This is a genomic window from Candidatus Nanoarchaeia archaeon (assembly GCA_035290625.1).
Lineage (GTDB): Archaea > Nanobdellota > Nanobdellia > Woesearchaeales > DATDTY01 > DATDTY01.
The window spans coordinates 1-2,705 of the sequence record DATDTY010000065.1 but is presented as its reverse complement, the minus strand read 5'-3'; the positions used below and the strand labels follow the sequence as shown (position 1 = coordinate 2,705).

Annotated in this window: 5 protein-coding genes; 1 reads left to right on the top strand and 4 read right to left on the bottom strand. The window is 45.4% G+C overall.

Annotated elements, in window-relative coordinates:
• Positions 1-44 precede the first annotated feature (44 nt).
• Positions 45-767, top strand: a complete 723-nt coding sequence (gene radB / locus VJB08_05825) for a DNA repair and recombination protein RadB (GenBank protein ID HLD43472.1) — start codon at positions 45-47, stop codon at positions 765-767.
• Here radB and rpsB read toward each other — a convergent pair whose 3' ends face one another.
• From rpsB to VJB08_05805, 4 genes are all read right to left on the bottom strand, one after another.
• On the bottom strand, positions 768-1,364 hold the full coding sequence (rpsB, locus tag VJB08_05820) for a 30S ribosomal protein S2 (protein ID HLD43471.1): 597 nt from the start codon (positions 1,362-1,364) through the stop codon (positions 768-770).
• 187 nt (positions 1,365-1,551) lie between these two features.
• Entirely contained in the window at positions 1,552-2,079 is a 528-nt protein-coding gene (thpR, locus tag VJB08_05815; protein HLD43470.1) for an RNA 2',3'-cyclic phosphodiesterase, read from the bottom strand.
• 39 nt (positions 2,080-2,118) lie between these two features.
• On the bottom strand, positions 2,119-2,475 hold the full coding sequence (locus VJB08_05810; protein ID HLD43469.1) for a TRAM domain-containing protein: 357 nt from the start codon (positions 2,473-2,475) through the stop codon (positions 2,119-2,121).
• A gap of 47 nt (positions 2,476-2,522) precedes the next feature.
• Positions 2,523-2,705 (bottom strand): hypothetical protein (locus VJB08_05805; GenBank protein HLD43468.1); only part of this gene is annotated, 183 nt, incomplete at its 5' end.

Genomic DNA, 2,705 nt, shown 5'->3' with positions numbered 1-2,705 from the left:
GGTTTGTATCCCGTAAAGATTTATAAGCCTTTAGTAAGGCATTTATAGAATCTTCTGATCGCCAGGATATGGAGAGGATTCCTACAGGATCCAAGATTCTTGATCGGATGCTGCATGGAGGATATGAGCGCGATATTATTTCTACAGTGTACGGGCCTGCCGGCAGCGGCAAAACAACCTTATGTCTACTGTGCTCGCTTTGCGTTGCAAGGTCTGGGAAGAAGATAGTGTATGTGGACACAGAAGGCGGGTTTTCTGTTGAGAGGCTTGAGCAGATAGCTCCGGATTCCAAGAAAGTGCTGGATAAAATAGTATTCCTGAAGCCTGCCACATTCCAGGAGCAGAAAAAAGCTTTCCAGAAGCTGAAGGAGCAGATGAGCAATGCAATCGGGCTTGTTGTTGTTGATACGATTGCTATGCTTTATCGCCTTGAGCTTGGGAAATCTGAGGAGGTCTATGAGATCAACAGGGAGCTTGGAAGGCAAATCTCCTACCTTTCTGTCCTTGCAAGGAAGATGAATATTCCTGTCCTGATTACGAATCAGGTCTATTCAAACTTTGATGACAGGGATACGGTGAATATGGTTGGGGGAGACATCATGAAATACTGGAGCAAGTGCCTGATTGAGCTGCAGATTACTCCTTCTGGCAACCGAAGGGCTATCCTTAAGAAGCACCGTTCCCTTCCAGAAGACCAGGAAATTGCATTTAAGATTGTGGAGGGAGGGATTATCGGAACAAAGGAAGGAGGCTTCAGGTTTTTTTAGCTACTCTTCTGTAAAGTCCTCAAGAGGCATTGGAAGCTCCTCGTCTTTTTTGAGTACGCCCCGGTGCTGCAGATATTCACGGCCCAATAACCAGAAGAACAATCCAAGGGATTTCTTTCCCTTGTTATTGCAGGGAACTACAAGGTCGATGTCGTTTGCCTGGTTGTTTGTGTCGCATAATGCTATGACGGGGATTCCTGCCTTAAGGGAATCTTTGATTGCGTTCCTGTCAGGCCATGCATCGGTTGCAAGAAGGATCTTCGGCTCGATATAGCTCTCAAGCTGGGGATTGGTCATGATGCCCGGCGGGTATCTTCCTGCGAAGAATTTGCAGCCCGTAGCCTTTCCGAATGCCCGGACTGCTTTCCATCCATTCTCTCGCTTGCTGACAATGAGCACATCTTCAGGAGTATATTGGCTGAGGAGTTTTGCTGCCAAGCGTATACGCTCATCTATTTTTTGGAGATTAAGGACTGAGAGGCCATCGGGGCGTGTTTTGTAGATGAATTTTTCCATGTACTTCGTCCTGAATTTTGTCCCGATGTGGATTCCTGACTTTAGGTAAATGTCCTGAGCAATCAAAAACTGTTCTGTCATTTTTTTTACCTCAGACAGCACTCCATGCTCCGCAGAATTGGAGCTGGGTCGGTAATACTGGAAGAAAACCCACAGGATTTAAAAAGGTGCTGGTTTTTATTGAGTTAGTATTTACTAATTTATTAATCCGACTTTATTGGGTTTTCAATCTGATTAGTTTTAATTCTTTCTTTATTGGGAGTTATGATTATTTAGAGATTAATGACATTAACTCAGTGTATTCCGGGCCATTCGGAGTGAGGATGGAGCGGCAGAGCTTGATGTCTGTGGCTTCCCACGACATTGGAGGAACCGGTGTTTTTAGTTTTTCAAGAAGCTTTGGCTTGTCCTGGACTGATTTTACCCTTGCAAGGGTGATGTGGGGGATGAAATTCTTTTCGTGAGGATAGTAGGATTCCAGGGCTTTGGAGATCTCTTTCTGGAGCTTTGCCAAGGGTTGAGAGGGCTCAAAGCCGAGCCAGATGACCTGGAGGTAGGATTCTGAAGGAAAAACACCGAGGGAAGAGGTTGTGAGCGGAAATTGCCTGAATTTGACACTTCTGAGAATGGGTTGGATATGGAGGTATCTTTCTTCAGAGACGTCTCCAAGGAATTTTAAGGTAAGATGAAATGCCTTTGGGAGAATTAAGCGGCCCGGGCCTTCTAATGAGGCTTGGATGTCTTTGAGGGAGGCATTGAATGCGTCAGGCACGTCTATGGCTATGAAGAGTCTCATATGTAGCGGAAAGAAAGAAAAGTATAAAAAAAGATAGAATTAATCTTTCGCTTCTTCATCGCCGAAATCTTCGGAGTCTTCTGGCTCTTCTTCGGACTCTGCTTCGGGCTGTGATTCGGACTGTGATTCGCCCTCTTCTGGCTCTTCTGATTTCTCGGACTTCCCTTCGGACTTCCCGATGACTTCAGCAAAGCCTACCTTTCGCAGGACTTTAGTGACCCGGATTTTGACTTCGTCGCCTTCGTTTGTGTTCGGGACGAACAAAACAAATCCGTTCTTCTTTGCGATGCCATCTCCTTTTTCGCCGACTGCCTCAATCTTGACTTCAAGCTCGTCGCCGACATTTACCGGGGCTGTTTGGTTGCCTCGGAACCCTCTTTCATAATCTCCATTCATATGTACTTTCACCTTTCTGTGTATTTACGCCGAAGCGTATAAGCTTGCTAATAGAAAGGGGTTTTTAAATCTATGGGTTGCGATGTTGAATGTGCTATCCTGAAAGTATTTCCCTTCGATAGCTTAATTCGTTTCATGTTTATTAAGCCTCCTTTTTCATCTTCCTGACAAATGCCTGCTCTGGAGTTTCCAGAATCTCGAAGCGTAAGCTTCGATGCGGTCTTACCTCG